The organism is Streptomyces sp. NPDC052020, assembly GCF_040680575.1.
Classification (GTDB): domain Bacteria; phylum Actinomycetota; class Actinomycetes; order Streptomycetales; family Streptomycetaceae; genus Streptomyces.
In genome coordinates this window covers 280,554-304,125 of sequence record NZ_JBFAWY010000002.1, presented here as the reverse complement: position 1 = coordinate 304,125, position 23,572 = coordinate 280,554, and the positions used below count along the sequence as shown (strand labels likewise).

The window sequence follows — 23,572 nt, the reverse complement described above, 5'->3', positions numbered from 1 at the left end:
GCGGTACCACACGGCCTATATCGGGTATGGGCCCATTAACCCCATGAAACCGGATATCGGTGGGCTTGCTGGCCGGGGAAGTGATGGGCGTGATCGACATCGACGGCGGGTGCGTCGAGTGGTCCTTTCCCGCGGAACCGGGTGCCGTGCGGACCGCCCGGTCCCTCGTCCGCGGCCGGCTGCGCGACTGGGGCCTGGACTGCCTGGGCGACATCGCCGCGCTGCTGGTCAGCGAGCTCGTCACCAACGTCCTGCGGCACGCCACCGGCCCCGTCGGCCTCCGCCTCGTCGCGCCCTCGGCCGGGGACGGCGTCCTGCGCGTGGAGGTGTCCGACTCGCTTCCCGAGATGCCCCGCGAACGGGCCGCCCACCCCGAGGACGAGGGCGGACGCGGTCTGTACCTGGTGGCCTCCGCCAGCCGCCGCTGGGGTACCCGGCCCCGGGAGGCGGGCAAGACGGTGTGGTTCGAGCTCACCGTGCCGGGACGGCGCACGGATGCCTGACGCCGCTCGCGCGCCCCGCCCGCCCGGCGACCGGTCCCGGCATCGGCGCCCAAAGCCGAAAAGGCGTGATTCGACGTCGTGTCCGCTGGTTAGAAGACTGGAAGTGTTGTCACGGTCCGGTCCACACAAAGCATCGGGACCGTGCTGTGATCGTGAACACCGTGTTGTGCGGCACCGTAGTGCTGGATACTGCGGGCAGCCGCCCCCGGTGACCGGTGCCGGACGCGGTGAGCTGGAGGGGACGGTTCGCGTGAGCGAGATACCAGCGAGGGCCACGGAGTGCGGCAGCCCGTCGGACGGCGCGAGGACGGTGGCCGCGGACGGGCCGGCTTCCGGCGCGCTGCCGCCGGGGGACGCCATGTGGCAGAGCAGTCCCCCCGGTTCCATCTACGACTACATCAAGGCCGCCTCCTTCTCCATCGGCGCCGACGGGCTCGTCGACCAGTGGAGCCTGCGCGCGGAGCAGCTGTTCGGCATCCCGGCCGAGCGCGCCGTCGGCCTGGACCCCATCGAGGTCTTCATCGACCCCGAGCTGCGCGAGCGGGGCCAGCGCAAGATGGCGGAGATCCTCGACGGGCGGGAGTGGACCGGCGTGGTGCCCTTCCGGCTGCCCGACGACGCCCGCGGCGAGGGCGGCACGCGCGGACTGGCCGAGGTCTACGTCATGCCGACGCGCACCGTCGACGGCGAGAAGGCCGCCGTCTGCATCGTCGTCGACGTCCGCACCCTGCGCAGTATCGAGACCGACCTCGCCGCCTCCCAGGCCATATTCGGGCAGTCTCCGTTCGGTTTCCTGCTGATCGACACCGATCTCCGGGTCCGCCGCGCCAACCACCGGTTCGCCTCCGTCTTCGGCGGCACGCCCGACGACCACCGCGGCAAGGGCGTCCACGACTATCTGCCGCGCGGCGAGGCCGAGCGGGTCGCCGCGACCCTGCGCCGGGTGCTGGAGACCGGCGACTCGGTCACGGACATGCACGTCACCGGGTTCGTTCCGGGCTCCGAGGAGCGCCGCAACTGGTCCGTCAACCTCTACCGCGTCCACAGCGGCACCGGCCGCCCCATCGGCATCGCCTGGCTCGGCACCGACATCACCGCCCGCCGCGCCGCCGCCCGCGAGGCCGCCGCCGCCCGGCGCAACCTCGCCCTCCTCAACGAGGCCGGCGCCCGCATCGGCAACTCCCTGGACCTGGAGACCACCGCCCGCGAACTCCTCGACGTCGTCGTCCCCGGCTTCTGCGACCTGGCCACCGTCGACCTGTACCAGGGCCTGCTGGCCGGTGACGAGACTCCGCCGGGACTCGCCGACGGCAGCGCCGAGTTGCGCCGCGTCGCCTTCGCCAGCGCGGTCTCCGACGCCCCCTTCCTCGGCACCGGCGAGCGGGTCCCGGTCGGCTCCGTCCACCACTTCCCCTTCAACTCGCCGTGCGCCGACGCCCTGCGCACCGCCCGCCCGCGGTCCGTCCCCGCCGAGGACGGCGGGCTCGTGCAGTCCATGCTCGCCGTCCCGATGGTCGCCCACGACACGGTCGTGGGGCTGGCGCAGTTCGCCCGGACCAAGGGCAGCGAGCCGTTCGGCGACCGCGACCGCGACCTCGCCGTGGAACTGGCCGCGCGGGCCGCCGTATGCATCGACAACGCCCGCCTGTACCGGCGCGAGCACGAGCGCGCGCTGATCCTCCAGCGGTCCCTGCTGCCGCCCGGCGACCCGGAGGCGTCCGGTCTGGACATCGCCTGCCGGTACCTGCCCGGCAACGCGGCCACCGGGCGTCCCAGCGAGGTCGGCGGCGACTGGTTCGACGTCATCGAGCTCCCCGGCCACCGCACCGCGCTGGTCGTCGGCGATGTCATGGGCCGCGGCCTGCGCGCCGCCGTCGCGATGGGCGAACTGCGCACCGCCGTCCGCACCCTGGCCCAGCTCGACCTCGAGCCGGCCGAGGTACTCGCCCAGTTGGACGAGATCGCCCGCGGCCTGGGCGCCGCCGGCGGGCCCTCCCAGGCGTTCGGCGGAGGCGTCCGCCAGGCCACCCGCGCCGCCCGCCGCCCCCGCGAGGCCGATCTGTCCGAGGTCTACCTGGCGACGTGCGTCTACGCCGTCTACGACGCCGTCACCCGGCGCTGCACCTTCGCCAACGCCGGCCATCTGCCGCCCGTCCTGGTCGAACCCGGCGAGCAGGCCCTCATGCTCGACGTGCCGCCCGGCATGCCGCTCGGGGTCGGCGGGGAACCCTTCGAGGAGGTGGAGGTCGAACTCCCCGAGGGCGCCCTGCTCGCCCTCTACACGGACGGCCTGGTCGAATCCCGCGACCACCCCCTGGACGAGGGACTCCAGGCGTTCGTCGGCGCCCTGACGGATCCCGCCCGCCCCCTGGAGGACGTCTGCGACCACGTCCTCAACACCCTCGACACCCACCACGGTGAGGACGACATCGCGCTGCTGATGGCCCGGGTGCAGGGACTGCCCGCCGAGTCAGTCGGCGACTGGACCCTGCCGCGCGAGCCGCGCAGCGTGGGCCGGGCCCGCGAGCACGCGCGCGGCCAGTTGCTCGCCTGGGGCCTGGACGCGCTGGTCGACACCACCGAACTGCTCGTCAGCGAGCTGGTCACCAACGCGCTCCGGTACGGCGAGGGGGAGATCAGACTGCGGCTGCTCCTCGACCGGACGCTGGTGTGCGAGGTGTGGGACTCCGGCCTGGTCCAGCCGCGCCGCCGCCGCGCCCGCGACACCGACGAGGGCGGCCGGGGCCTGCAACTCGTCGGGCTGCTCAGCGCCGCCTGGGGCTCCCGCCGCACACCGCGCGGCAAGACGGTCTGGTTCGAACTGCCCCTGCCGGGTGACGACGACGTCCTGAAGGACCCGGCGGAGGCGCTGCTGAACCTGTTCTGACGCGGGGCCCCGCGGCACCGCCCCCGGGACCCGGCCGGTCCGGTGGCACGACCGGGGCGGCCGGACGGTGCGACGGTGTCACCCCGCCGGCCGCGCCGGACGCGCCCACCGCGCCCGGGTGCGGGGCCCGCCGAAAGCCGCGGGCGGGCCGCCGTCCGGTTCCCCGCCCAGCAGGATCCCGGCGAGGACGGCCCCGTCCGCCCAGCCCCCCTCCCCGGCCGCCGTGGCACGCGGCCTGCCGTACTGCCCTACGTCCCGGGCGGCGAGCTCCCGGGCCCGGCGGGCCAGCGCCTCGGCGGCGAGCGGCTCGGCCGGGCGCGCGGCCAGGAGCCGCTCCGCCTCCGCCAGCCGGGTGCGGGCCTCGGCGCCCACCGCGCCCCGGTGCGTGGCGACGAAGGCGGCGGCGGCCCCGGTGACGCCGCGGGCGCAGAGCAGCGCGGCGGCGGACAGCACCCCCGCCCGCCCGGCACCCAGCGCCGCGAGGGCCCGTACGATCCGGCGCAGCGCGTCCAGCGGGTCGTACGGACCGCCCGTCACGTCCTCCCGTACGGCGGCCAGGACACCGTCGGCCTGCCGGAGCCGCGCCCCCCTCTCCCCGGCGGCGGGGCCGGTCCCGGGCGCCCGCGCCGCGGACCGCAGGGCCGCCAGCTCCGCCTCCGCCCCGGTCAGCGCGGCCGGCACCAGCCCGGCCGCCGCCGCCAGGTCCGCGGCGAGCCGCTCGACGGCCGCGACCAGGAGGCCGGCCTGTGCCACGGCGCCCTCCGCGGCCCGCAGGTGCCGGGCCGCCCGGTAAAGGTCACCCAGGTCGGCGGCCTGACGGGCGAGATTGAGCCGGTCGGTGGCGAAGACCAGGCGGTCCTTGGCCTGTTCGGGATAGCCGGTGACGGGGCTGGTCGCGGACGGCGGATACCGCCGGGCGAGGTCCGCGAGCGCGGCCACCGTGGCGGTCGTACGGGCGGTCAGCCCCCGGAACCGGGCCTCCGCCCCCGTCAGCGCCTCCCCGGGGTCCCGGTCCAGAGCGCGGGCCCGGTCGAAACCGGCCGCCACCGCGTCCAGCCGCCGCCCCGCCTCCTGGCACCGCCCGGTGATCCCGGCCAGGGCGTGCCGCCGGGCCGCGGCCTCCTCCGGGACGCCGTCGTCGTACCGCTGGCGCATCCGGAAGGCCGCCGCCAGCTCGGTCCGGGCCGAGCGCAGGGCCGCCGCGAAGGGCTCCGCCGCGGGCCCGAGCGGTTCCTCGGCGAAGCCCAGCTCCGCACCGCTGGTGCGCACGCAGTCATCGGCCTCGACCAGTGCCGCCCGGGCCTGCGCGTCGAGCTCGGCGACCGGCGGAGCGGGCGGGGGGACGGGCGCTCCGCCGGGGGTGGTACGGGTCCGGGCGCGGCGGGTGCGCCGCAGCCAGCCGTAGCCGCCCAGCACCGCCGCGGCGCCCACCGCGAGGAGCGGAACGGCGAGGTCCGCCGTCGAGGTGCCGTCCTGCGCGCCGCCCGCCGCGGCGGCGCTCGCCACCGCGACATCGCGGGCGGGCGCAACCGGAACCTCGGCAGGCGTCGTCATCCCGGGCAACACCAGCCACACCAGCCCGGCCGCACTGCCCAGCACGGCGTGCGCCACCCGCACGGATATGTGCGAGGCGGCGCCGCGCGGCCGGCCCCGTACCAAGGATGACGTCACATTTCGGAGCGTATGGGCTCGAATGCGGCTCCGCGACCGGGGCGTCCGGGGTGGCCGACAGATGAGGGGCGGGCCGATGGAGCGGACGAGCGATACGCGGCGGGCGCGGGAGGCGCGGCGCGCGGCCGCGGAGCCGGGGAGGCGGCCGGGCCCCGAGCCGGGCGGGGAGGGGACGGACGCGCCGGAATCCGCCGAGGCCGCCGAGCCGGGGACCGGGCGGGCCGGGGAGGGTGGCGCGCCGGCGCCGCGGGGGCGACGCCGGCCCCGGTGGCCGCGGTGGGTCCGCCGCGGTGTCCTGGCCGTCGTCCTGGCCGTGCTCCTCCCCCTGATCGCCGCCGAGACGGCCCTCCGCGTCGCCTACGCGGGCGATCCGGCCGAGGGCACGTTCACCAGGAACCGCGACGCCATCTGGCTCGGCCACGCCTGGGTCGACGGCCGCAAGGACGACGCGGACCTCGCCGCCTTCGCCCGGCGCCTGCGGGACACCGGCATCCGCGACCTGTACGTCCACACCGGCCCGCTGGAGCACGACGGCACCCTGCCGAAGGCGCTGTACCCGAGGGCCCGCTGGCTGATCGAGGGGGTGCACCGGACGCTGCCCGGCATCCGCGTCCAGGCGTTCCTCGGCGACGTCCTCGCCACCGAGAGCCCCGACGGCATGCGGCTGGAGCGGCCCGCCACGCGCGCCGCCGTCGTCCGCTCCGCCCGTCAGGTGCTGGACGCGGGCTACGACGGCGTCCACCTCGACCTGGAGCCCCTGCACTCCGGCGACCGTCACTACCTCGGACTCCTGGACGACCTGCGCCGGGTCACCCGGGACCGGCACGCGCAGTTGTCGGTGGCCGCGCACCAGATCGACCCGCTCCCGGGCTTCCACTCCTTCTGGGGCGCCGTCACGGGGCATCCGAAGTGGTGGTCGCAGGAGTTCTTCGGCCAGGTGGCGCGCCGCGTCGACCAGATCGCCGTGATGTCGTACGACACGATGCAGCCGCTGCGGAGCACCTACGGCGGCTATGTCGCCCAGCAGACCGCGCTCGCCCTGGAGGTCACCCCGCCCACCACCGACCTGCTGATGGGCCTGCCCTTCTTCCACGAGAACCGGTTCGGCCACTGGGCCCACGCCGAGACCGTCCCGGCCGCCGTCCGGGGCGTGCGGCTCGGCCTGTCCCGGACCGACGCCGACCGCGCCCGCTTCGGCGTGGCCCTCTACGTGGACTTCGCCGCGACGGAGGCGGACTGGCGGGCGTACCGGGAGGGCTGGGTGCGGTGAGGGGCGCGGGGTGCGGGGACCGCGCGAGCCGTCACCCGGCCGAGGACCGCCGCCGGATCTTCGACCCCAGCCACACCAGCGGGTCGTACTTGCGGTCGACGACCCGCTCCTTCAGCGGGATCAGCGCGTTGTCGGTGATCTTGATGCCTTCGGGGCAGACCTCGGTGCAGCACTTGGTGATGTTGCAGTAGCCGAGGCCGTGCTCCTCCTGGGCGGTGCTCTTGCGGTCCAGCCCCGTCTCGGCCGCCGCGTCCAGGGGGTGCATGTCCAGCTCGGCGACGCGCATCAGGAAGCGCGGCCCGGCGAACGCCCGCTTGTTCTCCTCGTGGTCGCGGACGACATGGCAGGTGTCCTGGCACAGGAAGCACTCGATGCACTTGCGGAACTCCTGCGAGCGGTCCACGTCCTGCTGCGTCATGCGGTACTCGCCGGGGCCGAGCCCGGCGGGCGGGACGAACGCCGGGACCTGGCGGGCCTTGTCGTAGTTGAAGCCGACGTCCGTCACCAGGTCGCGGATCACCGGGAAGGCGCGCAGCGGGGTGACGGTGATCGTCTCGTCCCGGCGGAAGACCGACATGCGGGTCATGCACATCAGGCGCGGCCGTCCGTTGATCTCGGCCGAGCAGGAACCGCACTTGCCCGCCTTGCAGTTCCAGCGCACGGCGAGATCGGGGGCTTGGGTGGCCTGGAGGCGGTGGACGATGTCGAGGACCACCTCGCCGTCGTTCACCTCGACCGTGAAGTCCTTCAGACCGCCGCCCTCGGCGTCTCCCCGCCATACCCGGAAGCGGGCCTCGTAGCCGCTCATTCGTCCAGCTCCTCTTCGGCCAGGTACTTGACCAGCTCCTCCTTCGCGAAGAGGGCGAGCAGGTCGGGGCGGATGGGTTCGGTGGTCTCACGGGTGAGGGCGATCCGGGCGAGGGCCGGGTCCGCTGCGGCCGGGCCACCGGCCGGACCGTCCGCCGCCGGGCCCTCCGACGGGCCGGCGAGCCGGCACAGCAGGTTGATCCGGCGCCATCCGCGGTCCATCGACGGGTGGTCCTCGCGGGTGTGCCCGCCGCGCGACTCCGTGCGCTCCAGCGCGGCCCGCGCCACGCACTCGCTGACCAGCAGCATGTTCCGCAGGTCCAGGGCGAGGTGCCAGCCCGGGTTGAACTGCCGGTGCCCCTCGACGCCGACCCGGCGGGCCCGGCCGCGCAGCTCGGCCAGTCTCTCCAGCGCCTGCTTCATCTCCTCGTCGCGGCGGATGATGCCGACCAGGTCGTTCATCGTCTGCTGGAGTTCCTGGTGGAGGGCGTACGGGTTCTCCGGCGGGCCGCCGGCCGGCTCCCCGCTCTCCCCCGGCGCGGAGAAGGGCCGCAGCGCCTCCGCGGCGGCGGCGCCGATCTGGCCGTCGTCCACCCGGGGGCGCGCCGCGGCCAGGCCGGTCGCGTACTCGGCGGCATACCGTCCCGCCCGGCGCCCGAAGACCAGCAGGTCGGAGAGGGAGTTCCCGCCCAGGCGGTTGGAGCCGTGCATGCCGCCGGCGACCTCGCCGGCCGCGTACAGCCCCGGCACGCCGCGCGCCGCCGCCGTGTCGGAGTCGACGGCGACGCCGCCCATCACGTAGTGGCAGGTGGGGCCGACCTCCATCGGCTCGGCCGTGATGTCCACGTCGGCCAGCTCCTTGAACTGGTGGTACATGGACGGCAGCCGCCGTTTGATCACCTCGGCGGGCATCCGGGTCGACACGTCGAGGAAGACGCCGCCGTGGGGGGAGCCCCGGCCCTCCTTCACCTCGGTGTTGATGGCCCGCGCCACCTCGTCCCTGGGCAGCAGCTCAGGGGGGCGCCGGTTGCGGTCGGGGTCGTCGTACCAGCGGTCGGCCTCGTCCTCCGACTCCGCGTACTTGTCCTTGAAGACGTCGGGGACGTAGTCGAACATGAACCGCTTGCCGTCGCTGTTGCGCAGCACCCCGCCGTCGCCGCGCACCGACTCGGTGACGAGGATGCCCTTCACGGACGGCGGCCAGACCATGCCCGTCGGGTGGAACTGCACGAACTCCATGTTGACCAGGGGCGCCCCCGCCAGCAGCGCCAGCGCGTGCCCGTCGCCGGTGTACTCCCACGAGTTCGACGTGACCTTGAAGGACTTCCCGATGCCGCCGGTGGCGATCACCACGGCGGGCGCCTCCAGGACGAAGAACCGGCCGGTCTCCCGCTCGTAGGCGAACACCCCGCAGACCCGGTCCCCGTCCTTCAGGACCCGGGTGACCGTGCACTCCTGGAAGACCTTGAGCCCGGACTCGTAGTCGCCGGTCCTGCGGTGGTCCTCCTGCTGGAGGGCGACCACCTTCTGCTGGAGGGTGCGGATCAGCTCCAGGCCCGTGCGGTCGCCGACGTGGGCCAGGCGCGGGTACTCGTGGCCGCCGAAGTTGCGCTGCGAGATCCTCCCGTCCTTCGTGCGGTCGAACAGCGCGCCCCAGGTCTCCAGCTCCCACACCCGCTCCGGTGCCTCCCGGGCGTGCAGCTCCGCCATCCGCCACTGGTTGAGGAACTTGCCGCCGCGCAGGGTGTCGCGGAAGTGGACCTGCCAGTTGTCGCCCGCGTTGACGTTGCCCATCGCCGCCGCGATGCCGCCCTCGGCCATCACCGTGTGCGCCTTGCCGAAGAGCGACTTGCAGATCACGGCCGTACGGGCGCCCCGCTCGCGCGCCTCGATCGCGGCGCGCAGCCCGGCGCCGCCCGCGCCCACCACGACCACGTCCCATTCCTGCCGGTCGACCACGGACATCACAGGGCCTCACTCATCGGAAGTCGTCGGAAGTCGTTGGAAGCCGTCGGAAGCCGTCGGGACCCCTCGGGGCTCGCCGGGGTTCTTCGGGACTCCTCGGGGCTCGTGGGGACGCACGCGCCACTCGCCGGGACGCATCAGAAGAACCTCGGATCGTCGAAGACGCCGGACGCGACGAGATACACGTAGAGGTCGGCGAGGGCCACGCTCAGCAGGGACGCCCAGGCCAGCTGCATGTGCCGGGCGTTGAGCTTGCCCGCCAGCTGCCACATGCGGTAGCGCACGGGGTGCCGGGAGAAATGTTTCAGCTTGCCGCCGACGATGTGCCGGCAGGAGTGGCAGGACAGGGTGTACGCCCAGATCAGCACGATGTTGACGAGGAAGACCAGCGTGCCCAGGCCCATGTGGCCCCACGCGTAGTGCTCGTCGCGGAAGGCGAGCACGGTGTCGTAGGTCAGGATGCCCGCGACGGGCACGGCCGCGTAGAAGAAGTAGCGGTGGACGTTCTGCAGGATCAGCGGGAAGCGGGTCTCGCCGGTGTACCCGCGGTGCGGCTCGGCCACCGCGCAGGCCGGCGGGGACGCCCAGAAGCCCCGGTAGTACGCCTTGCGGTAGTAGTAGCAGGTCAGGCGGAAGCCGAGCGGGAAGATCAGGATGATGATCGCGGGTGAGACGCCCCACCAGCCGCCGAGGATCTCCCAGTTCGGCCCGCCCCGCATCGGCACGCAGTTCTCCGCCAGGCACGGCGAGTAGAACGGCGAGACGTAGGGCGCCGCGTAGTAGTCGGCGCCGGCGAAGGCCCGCCAGGTGGAGTAGACGACGAACGCCAGCAGGCCGGCGGCCGTGGCGGCCGGGGCCAGCCACCAGCGGTCGGTGCGCAGGTGCCGGGCGGCGATGGCGGCGCGCGTCGCGGTGTGGACGCCGCCGCCGGGGCGGGGCTGTGTGGCGGGGGGTGGTTCCGTACCAGTGGCCAAGATATGACTCCCCTTACTGAGGGTTCAGGGGCGCGCCGGACGGCGGTTCAGGGGGCGCGGCGGTCGCGGGCGCCGAGGCCCTCGTCGTCCGTGTCCGTCCACAGGGAGAGGTCGTACGGCGCGTCGGAGATGGTGACGAGGTCGGGCCGTTGCGGCGCGGCCGGGGACGCCGCCGCCTGACGCAGCAGCGCGACGCTGTCCCGCAGGTGGTCGGCGTCGGTGCGCACCCGGCGCATCTCCAGGCCGCTGCCGCCGAGCTGCTGTTCCAGGCGGCCGATGGACCGGAACAGATCCTCCAGGCAGCGCTGGACCGATGTGAGTTCGTCGTGCACGGACATGACTTGCCCTCGCTTCCGCGGCCTTCGAGGCCCAAGACGGCAACGTTCATGCGCCTGCGAGTGTCGCGCGTCACACCCTGCTCTGGGAAGGGATGTGCACCCGATTGGCCGAGGTGCGCGGGTGTGTCCGCAGGTGCGTTACGTCGTACGAGTGACCTTACCGCTCGTGGTCGACGTGTCGCTCAGAGTTGCCGAACCCTTTCCTCTTCAGTGGCCGCATAGATCTGATGAGCTCCATATACCGCCAAAAGTGATCGTAACGCCCGCGGCCTTCCGGAGGTAGCAGAGATGTCCCACGTCGGCGTCGGACCGCGCGCGGTCACGCGCTCGGTCGCCTTCCTCACCGCGGGCGCGCTCGCGGTGCCCGCCCTCGCGGCGTGCAGCTCCGAGGGCGAGGCGGCCGGCAAGCCGCTGGCGGCACAGGACGTCGCTCCCGCCGCGCGCGCCCGCGTCGCCGACGGCGGCACGCTGCGCTGGGCCGTGGACTCCGTACCGGACACCCTGAACGCCTTCCAGGCGGACGCCGACGCCACCACCACCCGCGTGGCCCAGGCCGTGCTGCCGTCGATGTACCGGATGGACGCCGCCGGCCGCCCGGTGCGCAACCCCGACTACCTGGAGTCGGCACGGGTCGTCGCGACCGAGCCCAAGCAGGTCGTCCTCTACAAGCTCAACCAGCAGGCCGTCTGGAGCGACGGCCGGGAGATCGGCGCCGCGGACTTCGCCGCCCAGTGGCGGGCCCTCTCCGGCCGGGACAGCGCCTACTGGACGGCCCGCAACGCCGGTTACGACCGCATCGAGAAGATCGAGCGCGGCAAGAACGACCTGGAGGTCCGGGTCACCTTCGGCCGCCCCTACGCCGACTGGAAGTCGCTGTTCACCCCGCTGTACCCGAAGGACGTCATGGGCACCCCGGACTCCTTCAACGACGGGGCGCGGCGCGAGCTGGAGGTCACCGCCGGCCCCTTCGCGGTGGAGAAGGTCGACCGCGAGGAGGACGAGGTCGTTCTCACCCGCAACCCGCGCTGGTGGGGCGACCAGGCGAAGCTGTCGCGGATCGCGCTGCGCGCGCTGCCCCGGGACAAGCGGACGGCCGCGCTGGTCGCCGGCGAGATCGACCTGGCCGAGCTCGACCCGGACGCGGCCCGGGGGGCCGGGTTCGCCGCCGCCCCGCGCCGCACGGGCGCCGGTACCCCGCTGATGGGGCCGGGCGGCTCCGCGCAGGCCGGTGCGGGCGGCGCGCGCTCGGCCGCGGACGCCCTGCGCTCCTGGGCCGTGGCCAACGGCTCCGACGAGGAGGCCGCCTACGAGGAGACCCTCGCCCGGGAGGAGCGGCGCAAGGCCGCTGCCGCCCGCGAGCGCCGGCAGCGGGCCCTGAGCGGCTACGAGGTGCGCAAGTCCCTGGAGCCCGCCTACACCCAGCTCGCCCTCAACGGCGCCGACGGCCCGCTCGCCGACGAGCGGGTCCGCCGGGCCGTGGCCCGCGCGCTGGACCGCGAGGAGCTCGCCCAGGCCGTCCTGAAGCCCCTCGGACTGCCCGCCGTGCCGGTCGGCAGTCACCTGGCGCTGTCCGGCCAGGCCGCGTACGCCGACGGCAGCGGAGCCCTCGGCGGGCAGGACACCAAGGGGGCGCTGGCGCTGCTCGCGGACGCCGGGTGGGTGCCGGGCGGGCCGGTGACGGAGGGCGGGAAGGCCGCCGGAGGGGAGCGGAAGGGGGCCGGGCGGGAGAAGTCGGAGGAGGAGTCGCCGGGCGGCGACGACGGCACGTACATCGTCGGGGAGGACGACAAGAGCGGGGACGACGGCGACGGGGGCGACAGGAGCGACGAGGGCGGCTCGGACGCGGACGGGTCGGAGAAGGGGGACGGCGAGAAGAACGAGAACAAAGAGAAGAACGAGAACAAAGAGAAGGACGAGAACGAGGAGGAGAAAGAGGAGAAGGGGAAGAAGGGGCGGAACGGGGAGAACAAGGCGCAGGGCGGTGCCCCCGGCGCCTACGCGCCGAAGGGCACGGCGGCCCCGGCGGGCTCGGCGGCGGCGCCGCTCGCCAAGGACGGCAAGCCGCTCACGCTCCGCTTCGTGGTCCCCTCCGGCTCCGGCTCCAAGGCGCTGCGCACGGTGGCGGAGCGGATCTCCCGCATGCTGGAGCGGGTCGGCATCCGCACCGACCTCACCAAGGTCTCCGACCACAGCTACTTCAAGGACCACGTCGCGTCCGGCCAGTACGACCTGGCCCTGTACTCCTGGCCCGCGTCCGCCTTCCCCGCCACCGACGCGCGCCCCGTCTACGCCAAGCCGGTCCCGGCCGCCGACGGCTCCCTGAACGTCGAGCAGAACTACACCCGGGTCGGCACCGACCAGGTCGACCACCTCTTCGACCAGGCCCTGGCCACGCTGGACGAGGAGGAGGCCCGCGCGCTGCTGCGCAAGGCGGACTCCCGGATCTGGGCGGCGGCCGGGTCCCTTCCCCTGTACCAGCGGCCCCAGCTCGTCGCCGCCCGGAAGAACCTCGCCAACGCCGGTGCCTTCGGCTTCGAGACGCCGGTGTACGAGGACATGGGCTTCCTGAAGAAGGGCGCCCAGGGGGCGCGGCCGTCGGCGAGCCCGGCGTCCTGAACCGCTTCTCCCGGCCGGGCCGGTGAGCCGCGGCGTGATACCCGGCACGCCGTCCCGGCGGCGGCCCCGTACCATGGGGTGAGGCCGTGGCATGTTCCGCCCGGCAGGGCCCGCGTAACACAGACGTACGCGCAGGGCATTCCTCACACTCCGGGAGTACGCCGCAATATGGCCGTGTCCACCACACGTCATGACATCCGCAACGTCGCCATCGTCGCCCACGTCGACCACGGCAAGACCACCATCGTCGACGGCATGCTGAAGCAGGCCGGCGCCTTCGCCGCCCACCAGCTCGACTCCGTCGACGACCGCATGATGGACTCCAACGACCTGGAGCGTGAGAAGGGCATCACGATCCTCGCCAAGAACACCGCGGTGAAGTATCACCCGAAGGACGGCGGGGACCCGATCACCATCAACATCATCGACACCCCCGGCCACGCCGACTTCGGTGGCGAGGTCGAGCGCGGTCTGTCCATGGTGGACGGTGTCGTGCTGCTGGTGGACGCCTCCGAGGGGCCGCTGCCGCAGACCCGCTTCGTGCTGCGCAAGGCGCTCCAGGCCCGGCTGCCGATCATCCTGTGCATCAACAAGACGGACCGTCCGGACGCCCGGATCGACGAGGTCGTCAACGAGACCTACGACCTCTTCCTCGACCTGGACGCCGACGAGGAGCAGATCGAGTTCCCGATCGTCTACGCCTGCGGCCGGGACGGCATCGCGTCCCTGACCAAGCCGGAGGACGGCACCGTCCCGTCCGACTCCACCTCCCTGGAGCCGTTCTTCAGCACGATCCTGGAGCACATCCCGGCCCCCACCTACGAGGAGGGCGCCCCGCTCCAGGCCCATGTGACCAACCTGGACGCCGACAACTTCCTCGGCCGTATCGCGCTGCTCCGCGTCCACCAGGGCGAGCTGAAGAAGGGCCAGACGGTCGCGTGGATGAAGCGCGACGGGTCCGTGCAGAACGTGCGCATCAGCGAGCTGATGATGACCGAGGCGCTCACCCGCAAGCCCGCCGAGAAGGCCGGCCCCGGTGACATCTGCGCGGTCGCCGGCATCCCCGACATCATGATCGGCGAGACCCTCGCGGACCCGGAGAACCCGGTTCCGCTGCCGCTGATCACGGTGGACGAGCCCGCGATCTCCATGACCATCGGCACCAACACCTCCCCGCTGGTGGGCCGCGGCGGCACCGGCAAGGGCGCCGACGCGAAGGCGGCCGTGAAGGACCGCAAGGTCACCGCGCGCCAGGTCAAGGACCGCCTGGACCGCGAGCTGATCGGCAACGTCTCGCTGCGCGTGCTGGACACCGACCGCCCCGACGCCTGGGAGGTGCAGGGCCGCGGTGAGCTGGCGCTGGCCATCCTGGTCGAGCAGATGCGCCGCGAGGGCTACGAGCTGACCGTCGGCAAGCCGCAGGTCGTCACCAAGGAGGTCGACGGCAAGGTCTACGAGCCGGTCGAGCGCATGACGATCGACGTGCCCGAGGAGCACATGGGCGCGGTCACGCAGCTCATGGGCGTCCGCAAGGGCCGCATGGACAACATGTCCAACCACGGCTCCGGCTGGGTGCGCATGGAGTTCGTGGTCCCCTCGCGCGGCCTGATCGGGTTCCGGACGGAGTTCCTCACCCAGACCCGCGGCACCGGCATCGCGCACTCCATCCACGAGGGCCACGAGCCCTGGTTCGGCACGCTGACGACCCGCAACAACGGTTCGCTGGTCGCCGACCGCTCCGGTGTCGTCACCGCGTTCGCGATGACCAACCTCCAGGAGCGCGGCGTGCTGTTCGTGGAGCCCGGCACCGAGGTGTACGAGGGCATGATCGTCGGCGAGAACTCCCGCTCCGACGACATGGACGTCAACATCACCAAGGAGAAGAAGCTCACCAACATGCGGTCGTCCACGGCCGACGTGGCCGAGTCGATCGTGCCGCCGCGCAAGCTGTCGCTGGAGCAGTCGCTGGAGTTCTGCCGCGACGACGAGTGCGTCGAGGTCACCCCGGAGGCCGTGCGCATCCGCAAGGTGGTGCTCGACCAGCGTGAGCGCGCGCGGGCCGCGAGCCGCGCCAAGCACAGCTGACCCGGCCGGTCCCCCGACCGGACCGGCCCCCGGCGCCTGAGCCCGGGCGCCCCCACCAGTGGGGGTGCCCGGGCTTTTTCGCGCGCCCCTCCTGCCGGTGAACACGGGGAGCCCGGGAGCCGGGGCGCACAAGCACAGGAGCCCGAGGAGGACCGTCGGCGCCACGGAGAAGGCCCGCGCCTGGGCAGGCGCGGGCCTTCCGTTCCCCGGGAAGCGGACGGTCCAGGGCCCGGTCGAGGGGCCGTGAAAGTCCGTTCGCCCAGGGGCGGCCGACGGAAAGGGGTGTGGTCAGGCCGCCGCTTCGGGGTCCTTGGCGAGGCGGGGAGACGGCACGGTCTCGCCCGTCTCGGGGTAGTGGCAGGCGGTCAGGTGGCCCGGCGCGTCGCCCTCCACCCGCGCCAGCGGCGGAGCCTCGTCCGCGCACTTCTCCGTCGCCTTCCAGCACCGGGTGCGGAAGCGGCAGCCGGACGGCGGGGAGATCGGCGAGGGCACGTCGCCGGTGAGCCGGATGCGCTCGCGGGGCGCCTCGTCCACCGACGCCTCGGGTACGGCGGACAGCAGGGCCCGCGTGTAGGGGTGGCGCGGGCTGCCGTACAGGTCGTCGCGGTCGGCGATCTCCACGATCTTGCCGAGGTACATGACGGCCACGCGCTGGGAGAAGTGCCGGACCACGGCGAGGTCGTGGGCGATGAACACGAACGCGATGCCCAGTTCCCGCTGGACCTTCTGGAGCAGATTGACCACCTGCGCCTGGATCGACACGTCCAGCGCCGAGACCGGCTCGTCGGCCACGATCAGCTTCGGCTCCAGCGCCAGGGCCCGGGCCACCCCGATCCGCTGCCGCTGGCCGCCGGAGAACTCGTGCGGGAAGCGGTTGTAGTGCTCGGGGTTGAGTCCGACGATCTCCAGCAGTTCCCGGACCCGCTTCTCCCGGCCGCCGGGCGGGTTGATCCCGTTGATCTCCATCGGACCAGAGATGATCTTGCCGACCGTCTGCCGCGGATTCAGGGACGCGTACGGGTCCTGGAAGATCATCTGGATCTCGGACCGGACCGGCGCGAGCTGCTTGCGGCCGGCGTGGGTGATGTCCTGGCCCCGGTAGCGGATGGTGCCGCCGGTCGGCTCCAGCAGGCGGGTGATCAGCCGGCCGGTGGTCGACTTGCCGCAGCCGGACTCGCCGACCAGGCCGAGGCTCTCGCCCTCGTGGACCTGGAAGTCGAGCCCGTCGACGGCCTGGACGGCGCCGACGGTCCGCCGGATGGGGAAGCCGCCCTTGATGGGGAAGTGCTTGGTCAGACCGCTGACGTCCAGGAGGGGAGTGGTGCTGCTCATGGTGGTGGGGTCCCGTCTCTTTTCCGTCAGTGGGTCCGCGCCGAGGCGTAGTCGGCGAACAGCTCGCGCTTCTGCCCGGACGTGAGGTGACACGCCGAGCCCCGGCCGTCCACGACCTCCAGCGCCGGCCGTTCGGCCGAGCAGCGCCCGCCCTCGACCTTCTCGGCGAAGGCGCACCGGGGGTGGAAACGGCAGCCGGAGGGCGGGTTGAGCAGCGAGGGGGGCGAGCCCGGGATGGGGGAGAGCGGCACGTCGACCGGGCCGTCCAGGCTCGGCATCGAACCCAGCAGGCCGAGCGTGTACGGGTGCTGCGGAGCGCGCAGCACTTCCTTCTTGGCGCCCCGCTCCACACACCGGCCGCCGTACATCACCAGCACGTCGTCCGCGACGTCGGCGATGACGCCGAGGTCGTGCGTGATGAAGATGATCGCCGTGCCGAACTCCTGCTGGAGGTCCTTGAGCAGGTCCATGATCTGCGCCTGGACCGTCACGTCGAGGGCCGTGGTCGGCTCGTCGGCGATCAGCAGCTCGGGGTCGCAGACCAGCGCCATCGCGATCATCGCGCGCTGGCGCATACCGCCGGAGAACTGGTGGGGGTACTCGTCCACCCGCACGTCCGGCTGCGGGATGCCCACCCGGCGCAGCATCTCCACCGCCCGCGCCCGCGCCTCCTTCTTGGAGGCGCCGGTGTGCTTGCGGTACGTCTCGCCGATCTGCGCGCCGATGGTGTGGTACGGCGACAGCGAGGCCAGCGCGTCCTGGAAGATCATGGACATCTTGTTGCCGCGCAGCTGCTCCAGCTCGCGTTCGGTGGCGGTGATCAGCTCCTTGCCGTCGAGCAGGATCTCGCCGTCCAGCGCGGTGTTGCGCCGGTCGTGCAGGCCGAGGATCGCCATGTTGGTCACGGACTTGCCGGACCCGGACTCGCCCACGATGCCGAGGGTCTTGCCCTTCTCCAGGTCGAAGGAGAGCCCGTCGACGGCCTTGACGACACCGTCCTCGGTGGAGAAGTGCACCTTCAGGTCACGGACGGAGAGGAAGGGGGTGCTCATGGTCTCTCCTTAGGCGAGGCGCACGCGCGGGTCGATGAGGGCGTACACGGCGTCGACGATGATGTTGAACACCACGATCGCGCCGGCGGCGACCAGGACCACGCCGAGCAGCATCGGCAGGTCGTTGGTGCTGACCGCCTTGACGGAGAGCATGCCCAGACCCTGGAGGCTGAACGTCGACTCGGTGATGATCGCGCCACCGAGCAGCATGCCGAGGTCGAGGCCGAAGATGGTGATGATCGGGCCCATCGCACCGCGCCAGGCGAAGCGGAAGAACACCGTACGCCGGGACAGGCCCTTGGCGCGGGCGGTGCGCACGTAGTCCTCGCTGAGCGTCTCCACCATCTGCGAGCGCGTCATACGCGTGTAGTTGGCGGTCCAGATCAGCGACAGCACCAGCCAGGGCACCAGCAGGCCCTGCGCCCACTTGGCGGGGTTGTCGGTGAACGGGGTGTAGTTCGCCCGGTCCAGCAGGTGCCACTGGTCGACCAGCAGGTAGGTGGCGAGCACGCCGACCACGTAGATCTGCATCGAGGAGGCGATCAGCGAGGCCGAGCTGGCGATCTTGTCCAGCGCCTTGCCCTGCTTGACGGCGGCCAGCATGCCGGTGCCGATGCCGAAGATCAGGTAGACCACGGAGCTGCCGATGGCCAGCGAGAGGGTGGTCGGGAAGCGGTCCAGGATGGTGTCCAGCACCGGCTCGCGGTTCTGGAACGAGTAGCCGAGGCACGGCGCGTCGCACCGCCCGAACGAGGTGTAGTCACGCCCCACGAACAGGCCCTTGAGCCATTCCCAGTACTGCACGGGGAGCGGGTCGGCGATCCCCAGGTTCTTCCGCACCAGCTCCAGGGTCTCTGGGGTGCACACCTTGCCGCAGGCGATACGGGCGGGGTCGCGCGGAGCGGCGTAGAACAGGACGAACACCAGGGCGCTGATGATCAGCAGGATCACAGCCGCGCCGAGGGTCCGGCGGACAAGGAAGCGGAACATGGCAGTTGGGTTTTCCTGACGGATGCCGTAGGGGGTGAGAAGGCGGGGCGGCGCTCGGGCCGCCCCGCCAGGGGGCCGTACGTCAGGCCTTCACGAAGGTCTTGTACAGCAGGGTCGCGGAGAAGTTCGGGTCGAACTGGGCGCCGCCGACCTTGTCGCCGTACACGTAGAAGCGGCGCATGTACGTCTCGGGGATCATCGGCGCCACTTCCTCCATGATCCGCCTGTCCAGCGCGGCCCAGGCCTTGCCCGCCTCCGCCTGGTCGGCGATGACCGCGTTCTTCTTGATGCCCTCGTCGATCCAGTCGACGTCCGTCTGCGAGACGTTGTTCTTGCCGTTGCCGATGGCATCGCCGTCGAGCAGCGGCTGGATCATCGTGAAGGCGGTCGGCCAGTCCGGGGACCAGCCGCCCCACATCACGTCGAAGCTGTTGTCGATCTGCTGCACCTGGTCGTAGTACGAGGTGGAGTCGATCGGCTTGATGACCGGGGTGAAGCCGGCCGCCTTCAGCGCGTTCTCGATGACGACCTTGGTCTTGTTGTAGGTCGGGTCCTGCGGGAAGGCGTAGACGATCTTCTGGCCCTCCTTGCCGGCTTCCTTCAGCAGCTTCTTCGCGGCCTCCGGGTCGCCCTGCGGCTTCTTCAGCTTGCCGTAGACGTCGAACTTCTCGTAGCCGATGATGTCGGGGCTGAGGACCGAGGTCGCGAAGTCGCCGGCCGACGGGCCGCCGTAGATCTGCCGGATCTGCTGGAGCGGCCAGGCGTGGATGAGGGCCTGGCGGACCTTCAGGTCGGTGACCCGCTTGGTGTTGATCCAGTAGAAGTAGGTGCCGGTGAGCAGGCCGTTGAAGGTGCGCTTCTTCAGCTCCGGGTCGCCGAGCACCTTCTGGATGCGCTCGGCGGGCACGCCCTTGTAGATGGAGACGGCGTAGGCGTCGTTGCCCTGCGAGGCGATCAGGCGGTCCGTGGAGTCGAGGGTCTCCACGCCGAAGCGGAACTCGAAGCCGTCCGGGTAGGCGTTGCGGATCGAGTCGGTCTTCGGGTCCCAGTGCTTGTTGCGGATCAGCACCATCGACTTGTCGGTGGTGTGCGCCTTGATCTTGTACGGGCCGCTGGCGACGGGCTTCTTGTCGTACTTCTCCTTGGTGTCCAGCTTCACCGGCACGGCGGCGTAGGAGTGCATCGCCAGGGTGAAGTTGAAGTCCGGCTTGGACTCCTTCAGCTTGAAGGTGATCGTCCGCTTCGCCTTGTCGGTGACGATCGCGTCCAGGTGCTTGCCGCCGTAGGGGCCCTCGTAGACGTCACGCCACTTGCCGCCCTTGCCGGTCAGCGCCCGCTGGGCGTAGTCCGCGCCCTCGGTGACGAACGTGGCCCAGGAGCGCTCGAAGCCGTGGCGCACGTCCTCGACGGTCAGCTCGCTGCCGTCCTCCCACTTCAGACCTTCCTTCAGGGTGAAGGTCCAGGTCTTGTTGTCGTCGGAGGCGGTGCCGGTGTCGGTGGCCAGGTCGCCGACCAGCTTCTGCTTGCCGGACGAGTCGATCTTGTAGCCGGTCAGGCAGCGGTGCAGCAGCAGCGCGACGGTGGAGTTGTACGCGTAGTAGATGCGCTGCGGGTCGAGGTGGGAGAAGTCGTCCGGGGCCAGGCCGTAGATCGTGCCGCCCTTCTTCGCGCCGGGGATCTCCGGCGCGGGGCCGGTGGAGTCCTCCGCGGTGCCGACGGTGACCTTGGCGCCGGTGTACTCGGTCGCCCCGGCGTGAGGGGTCTCGCCGCCGCCGCCCGCGTTGCCGCTGCTGCACGCGGACAGCAGCGTCGAGCCCGCGGCCGCGACAGAGGTGGCGATGACGAAGTTTCTGCGGGAGAGAGACATGGCTGACCCGTTCTGATGGAGGGGACGAAGGAGGTACTGGGGCACGGCCGGGCCCCGTCGCCCGGCCGGTGTACTCAGCGTTTGGTCTTCGGGTCCAGGGCGTCGCGCACCGAGTCACCGAGCAGGTTGAAGGCGACGACGAAGATCACCATGGATACGCCCGGGAAGAGCATGAAGGTGATGTCGTCCTGGTAGAACTTGGCGCCGTTCTGGATCATCACACCCCAGTCGGGGGTGGGGTCCTGGAGCCCGACGCCGAGGAAGGCGAGGCCCGCTTCGGCCGTGACGTAGGCCGGCAGCAGGAGCGTCGACTGAATCAGGATCGGCGTCCACAGGTTGGGCAGCAGTTCCTTGAAGATGATCCGGGCCGGAGAGGCGCCGGTCACCTTGGCCGCCTCGACGAACTCGCGCTCGCGCAGGGCGAGTACCTCACCGCGCAGCAGCCGGGCGATGGAGGCCCAGCCGAAGGCCGTCATCACGGCGATGAGGCTGGTGACGGTCAGCCAGACCGGTGTGTTCTCCTCTGGCGACACGAAGATCGCGAGGACCACCGGCCAGAAGGCGATGAAGAACAGGGTCTGCGGGAAGGCCAGCAGGATGTCGATCACGCGGCCCACGAAGTAGTCCGTCTTGCCGCCGAGGTAGCCGGCGGTGACGCCGACGACGACGCCGAGGAGCGTGGTCAGGACGGTGGCCGCGGCCGCGATCAGCAGCGAGTTGCGGATGCCGTACAGCAGGAACGTGAAGACGTCCCGGCCGAGCTGCGGCTCGATGCCGAACCAGAACTCGCCGTCGATGCCGCCGTTGGGCTTGACCGGGAAGTTGAACTCGTTGAGCAGCCCCGGGATGTTCATCCCGTAGGTGGTGTACGGGTCCTTGCCGTACAGCTTCGCGATCAGCGGCGCGCAGATGCCGATGACGAAGAAGAAGATCACCACGAAGGCGGAGATGACGCCCGTCCGGTCCCGCTTGAAGCGGTTCCACGCCAGCCGGCCCGGAGACCGGCTCTCGGTGCCCTGCGCGGCGGTGGTCTTCGCCGGTATCGCGCTGTCCTCGTCGGCCACCTCGAGCGGGGCGGCCGGGGAAGGGGTTGGGGGGGTCATGATGCTCCGTGCCTTGTGGGTCAAGGCTCCGCAGGGCGCTCCCTACGGGCTACGCCGGACTTTTTCAACGCAATTCGTTCACGGTCAATAAACTCCGGACCGACTTGGGTTTGTCTTTACCTTCTTTACCTCTACTTGATCGTTTCGTAGCTACGCGTGTAGTGCACTGTGATCGATCCGTGCCTTGCATCGGGCTAAACGTGCATATCGGGCAACATGTTCGTTATGCGGACTCCAAAGCGTCGAAATATGTACACCCCGCGGTAGCAATCCAACGGTTCCGCAACGGATCGCGTGAATCCGTTGCACGGAAGTTCAAGATCCATTTCTCCGTAATGGGGGCTTCGCTGCTCTTGTCCGCCCCCCGACGGCCGCCCCGGGGCGCCCGTCACCGTCCGGATGGCGGCTCCTCGAAAGGGTGCCGCGCGTGTGCGCCCCCTTCTTTTTGCCTCGATATTGACCGGTACGGGAACAGAACGGAGGCACACCATGCGCACAGCGACGTACGCCACCCGGGCCGTATGCGCGGCGGCGGTGCTGCTCGCGGGCACGGCCTGCGGGGGCGGCGGCACCGGTGACGGCGGCGCGGTGCTCTCCTCCTCCTGGGGGGATCCGCCCAACCCGCTGGAACCGGCCAACACCAACGAGGTGCAGGGCGGCAAGGTCCTCGACATGATCTTCCGCGGGCTGAAGCGGTACCACCCGGAGACCGGCGAGGCCGAGGACATGCTCGCCGAGAAGATCGAGACCTCCGACTCGCGGAACTTCACCGTCACCGTCAAGGACGGCTGGACCTTCAGCAACGGCGAGAAGGTCACCGCGCGGTCCTTCGTCGACGCCTGGAACTACGGCGCGAGCCTCAAGAACAACCAGCGCAACGCCTACTTCTTCAGCTACATCGACGGCTACGACGAGGTCCACCCGGAGGGCGGCCGGCAGCGGGCCGACACCCTCTCCGGCCTGAGGGTCACCGGCGAGCGCACCTTCACGGTCCGGCTCAACCAGAAGTTCTCGACCTTCCCCGAGACCCTGGGCTACCCCGCCTTCGCCCCCCTGCCCCGCCTCTTCTTCGACGACCACGACGCCTGGCTGGGAAAGCCGGTCGGCAACGGCCCGTACCTGGTCGAGAACTACACCCGGGGCGCCCAGATGTCCCTGCGCGCCTGGGACGGGTACCCCGGCCACGACAAGGCGCGCAACGGCGGCGTCGACCTCAGGGTGTACACCGACAACAACACCGCCTACACCGACCTCATGGCGGGCAACCTCGACCTCGTCGACGACATCCCCGCCGCCCAGCTGAAGAACGTAGGCACCGACCTCGGCGACCGGTACATCAACACCCCGGCCGGCATCATCCAGACCCTCGCCTTCCCGTTCTACGACCGGAACTGGAGCAAGAGCGGCATGGAGAAGGTCCGTACCGGCCTGTCCAAGGCGATCGACCGCGAACAGATCACCGAGACGATCTTCCACAAGACCCGCACCCCGGCCGGCGACTGGACCTCGCCCGTCCTGGGCCGGGACGGCGGCTACCGCGCGGACCTGTGCGGGGACGCCTGCCGGTACGACCCCGACGAGGCCAAGAGGCTCATCGAGGAGGGCGGCGGGCTGCCCGGCGGCCAGGTGAAGATCACGTACAACGCCGACACCGGCTCCCACAAGCAGTGGGTCGACGCCGTGTGCAACTCCGTCAACAACGCCCTCGGCGACGACCGCGCCTGCGTCGGCAACCCCGTCGGCACCTTCGCCGACTTCCGCAACCAGATCACCGGCCGCAAGATGCCCGGCCCGTTCCGCGCCGGCTGGCAGATGGACTACCCGCTCATCCAGAACTTCCTCCAGCCGCTGTACTACACCAACGGCTCCTCCAACGACGGCAAGTGGTCCGACCGGAAGTTCGACGACCTCGTCGACCGGGCCAACGCCGAGACCGACACGGCCAAGGCCGTGGAGCTCTTCCGGCAGGCCGAGGAGGTGCTCCGCGACACCATGGCCGCCATCCCGCTGTGGTACCAGAACGGCAGCGCCGGCTATTCCGAGCGGCTGTCCGGCGTGAAGCTCAACCCCTTCAGCGTCCCCGTCTACGAACAGATCAAGGTCGGCTGAGGC

At 71.5% G+C, this 23,572-nt stretch carries 16 protein-coding genes; 6 read left to right on the top strand and 10 right to left on the bottom strand.

Annotated features, from left to right (window positions below):
• Positions 1–59 precede the first annotated feature (59 nt).
• Positions 60–503, top strand: coding sequence for an ATP-binding protein (locus AB0L74_RS03270; protein WP_365645035.1), 444 nt, complete (start codon positions 60–62; stop codon positions 501–503).
• Positions 504–753: 250 nt separating this feature from the next.
• Positions 754–3,390, top strand: a complete 2,637-nt coding sequence (locus AB0L74_RS03265) for a SpoIIE family protein phosphatase (protein WP_365645033.1) — start codon at positions 754–756, stop codon at positions 3,388–3,390.
• A gap of 78 nt (positions 3,391–3,468) precedes the next feature.
• On the opposite strand, the gene AB0L74_RS03260 is transcribed toward AB0L74_RS03265, so the two are convergent.
• A complete protein-coding gene (locus AB0L74_RS03260) occupies positions 3,469–5,061 on the bottom strand; it encodes a hypothetical protein (protein WP_365645031.1) in 1,593 nt (530 codons plus the stop codon).
• A 22-nt stretch (positions 5,062–5,083) separates the two neighbouring features.
• On the opposite strand from AB0L74_RS03260, the gene AB0L74_RS03255 reads away from it, so the two are divergent.
• On the top strand, positions 5,084–6,331 hold the full coding sequence (locus AB0L74_RS03255) for a hypothetical protein (RefSeq protein WP_365645029.1): 1,248 nt from the start codon (positions 5,084–5,086) through the stop codon (positions 6,329–6,331).
• Between the two features lie 31 nt (positions 6,332–6,362).
• Here AB0L74_RS03255 and AB0L74_RS03250 read toward each other — a convergent pair whose 3' ends face one another.
• From AB0L74_RS03250 to AB0L74_RS03235, 4 genes are all read right to left on the bottom strand, one after another.
• Entirely contained in the window at positions 6,363–7,139 is a 777-nt protein-coding gene (locus AB0L74_RS03250; protein ID WP_365645027.1) for a succinate dehydrogenase/fumarate reductase iron-sulfur subunit, read from the bottom strand.
• Entirely contained in the window at positions 7,136–9,103 is a 1,968-nt protein-coding gene (locus AB0L74_RS03245; RefSeq protein WP_365645025.1) for a fumarate reductase/succinate dehydrogenase flavoprotein subunit, read from the bottom strand. Before AB0L74_RS03245 ends, AB0L74_RS03250 begins: the two co-directional genes overlap by 4 nt.
• 137 nt (positions 9,104–9,240) lie before the next feature.
• Positions 9,241–10,077, bottom strand: a complete 837-nt coding sequence (locus AB0L74_RS03240; protein WP_365645023.1) for a hypothetical protein — start codon at positions 10,075–10,077, stop codon at positions 9,241–9,243.
• A gap of 47 nt (positions 10,078–10,124) precedes the next feature.
• Positions 10,125–10,415, bottom strand: a complete 291-nt coding sequence (locus tag AB0L74_RS03235) for a hypothetical protein (protein ID WP_365645021.1) — start codon at positions 10,413–10,415, stop codon at positions 10,125–10,127.
• Positions 10,416–10,703: 288 nt separating this feature from the next.
• On the opposite strand from AB0L74_RS03235, the gene AB0L74_RS03230 reads away from it, so the two are divergent.
• Both AB0L74_RS03230 and typA read left to right on the top strand, forming a co-directional pair.
• Complete coding sequence (locus tag AB0L74_RS03230; RefSeq protein WP_365645019.1) at positions 10,704–13,031, top strand: ABC transporter family substrate-binding protein; 2,328 nt, start codon at positions 10,704–10,706, stop codon at positions 13,029–13,031.
• Between the two features lie 168 nt (positions 13,032–13,199).
• Positions 13,200–15,116: a translational GTPase TypA gene (gene typA, locus AB0L74_RS03225; protein ID WP_365645017.1), complete on the top strand. Its 1,917-nt coding sequence runs from the start codon at positions 13,200–13,202 to the stop codon at positions 15,114–15,116.
• 288 nt (positions 15,117–15,404) lie between these two features.
• Here the strand turns inward: typA and AB0L74_RS03220 are convergent, their stop codons facing one another.
• The 5 genes from AB0L74_RS03220 to AB0L74_RS03200 form a co-directional block, all read right to left on the bottom strand.
• On the bottom strand, positions 15,405–16,448 hold the full coding sequence (locus tag AB0L74_RS03220) for a dipeptide ABC transporter ATP-binding protein (RefSeq protein ID WP_365645015.1): 1,044 nt from the start codon (positions 16,446–16,448) through the stop codon (positions 15,405–15,407).
• A 26-nt stretch (positions 16,449–16,474) separates the two neighbouring features.
• Positions 16,475–17,500 carry an ABC transporter ATP-binding protein gene (locus tag AB0L74_RS03215; RefSeq protein ID WP_365645013.1) on the bottom strand — a complete coding sequence of 342 codons (1,026 nt, stop codon included), beginning with the start codon at positions 17,498–17,500 and terminating at the stop codon, positions 16,475–16,477.
• Positions 17,501–17,509: 9 nt separating this feature from the next.
• Complete coding sequence (locus tag AB0L74_RS03210) at positions 17,510–18,490, bottom strand: ABC transporter permease (RefSeq protein ID WP_365645011.1); 981 nt, start codon at positions 18,488–18,490, stop codon at positions 17,510–17,512.
• 82 nt (positions 18,491–18,572) lie between these two features.
• Positions 18,573–20,357, bottom strand: a complete 1,785-nt coding sequence (locus AB0L74_RS03205) for an ABC transporter substrate-binding protein (protein WP_365645009.1) — start codon at positions 20,355–20,357, stop codon at positions 18,573–18,575.
• A gap of 74 nt (positions 20,358–20,431) precedes the next feature.
• Complete coding sequence (locus AB0L74_RS03200; RefSeq protein ID WP_365645007.1) at positions 20,432–21,460, bottom strand: ABC transporter permease; 1,029 nt, start codon at positions 21,458–21,460, stop codon at positions 20,432–20,434.
• A gap of 489 nt (positions 21,461–21,949) precedes the next feature.
• On the opposite strand from AB0L74_RS03200, the gene AB0L74_RS03195 reads away from it, so the two are divergent.
• Positions 21,950–23,569 carry an ABC transporter substrate-binding protein gene (locus AB0L74_RS03195; RefSeq protein WP_365645005.1) on the top strand — a complete coding sequence of 540 codons (1,620 nt, stop codon included), beginning with the start codon at positions 21,950–21,952 and terminating at the stop codon, positions 23,567–23,569.
• Positions 23,570–23,572: the final 3 nt, after the last annotated feature.